This is a genomic window from Ideonella azotifigens, assembly GCF_006519715.1.
Lineage (GTDB): Bacteria > Pseudomonadota > Gammaproteobacteria > Burkholderiales > Burkholderiaceae_C > Ideonella > Ideonella azotifigens.
Genome location: NZ_VIDT01001139.1, coordinates 1 through 1,143, shown reverse-complemented (window position 1 = coordinate 1,143; position 1,143 = coordinate 1). Strand labels below are relative to the sequence as shown.

Genomic DNA, 1,143 nt, shown 5'->3' with positions numbered 1-1,143 from the left:
GCTGCGCCTGCTGGCAGAACTCGCGTCGCGCACGCTGGGCCAGGCGGTCGTCACCGACAACCGTGCCGGTGCTGGCGGCACGCTGGCGATGAACGTCCTGTACCAGGCTGAACCCGACGGCTACACGATCGCCCAGATGCCGCAGCCGGTGTTCCGCGCGCCCTGGGTCCAGAAGGTGTTGTGGGACCCGGTTCGCGACGTGACGCCCATCATTCAGGTGTCGGGCGTGACCTTTGGCGTGCTGGTCCCTGCCGGCAGCGCGCTGCGCAGCCTCGATGACCTGTTTGCCTATGCCCGCGCGCACCCCGGCGAATTGAGCATCGCGACCAACGGTGTCGGCACCACGCCGCACCTGGTGCTCGAAGACCTGTTCACGGCGCGGGGCCTGCGCTACATCCATGTGCCGTACAAGGGTACGGCCGAGCAGATCACTGCCATCATGGCCGGCCAGGTCATGGCCGGTGTCAACTCGACCGGTTTCGGCCCGGCCGTCGATGGCGGCCGCCTGCGACTGCTGGTGATCTTCTCGGCGCAGCGCTCCAAACGCTGGCCGCTGGTGCCGACCCTGCGAGAGCTCGGCTTCGACATCGTTGCGATGTCACCCTACGGGCTGGCCGGGCCGCGCGGCCTGCCTGCGCCCGTCGTCGCGACCCTGCACGACGCGTTCAAGCGCGCGATGTTCGATCCGCGCTTCATCCAGGAACTCGCGAAATACGACCAGGAGATCGACTATCTCGGCTCCGACGACTATGCACGCGCGTGCCGCGAGATCTATGCCCGCGAGCGCATCAACGTCGAGCGTCTGGCGACGCCGCAGGCTGCTTCCCATGGCGGGTGAACCGACGACGCGCCCGGGCGGGCGGCCGGCCGCGTCTCGCTGGCGCAGCGACCTGTGGATCGTGCTGGCGCTGGCGCTGGCGTGCTACGGCCTCTCGCGGGTGCTGAACCTCAGCGAGTGGCTGGTCGCACAATCTGGCCCGTATGAGCGCTGGCAGCTTGACGAGCTGCCGCTGACCGGCATGGTGTTCGCCTTCGGTGTGGCCTGGTATGCGTGGCGGCGCCGGTACGAGACCGAGTCGGCGCTGCGCGCGCGCGAGCAGGCCGAGGCGCGCGCCTCCGAACTGCTCGCCCACAACCGCGAGC

1 protein-coding gene and 1 pseudogene are annotated in these 1,143 nt (G+C 69.3%); both read left to right on the top strand.

The window, feature by feature from the left end; translation table 11 throughout:
* On the top strand, positions 1–838 hold an 838-nt coding region (locus tag FKP22_RS31175; RefSeq protein ID WP_141292034.1), incomplete at its 5' end, for a tripartite tricarboxylate transporter substrate binding protein.
* Positions 828–1,143 (top strand): annotated as a pseudogene (locus tag FKP22_RS31170) (two-component sensor histidine kinase); the annotation flags it as partial. The gene FKP22_RS31175 and the pseudogene FKP22_RS31170, both read left to right, overlap by 11 nt.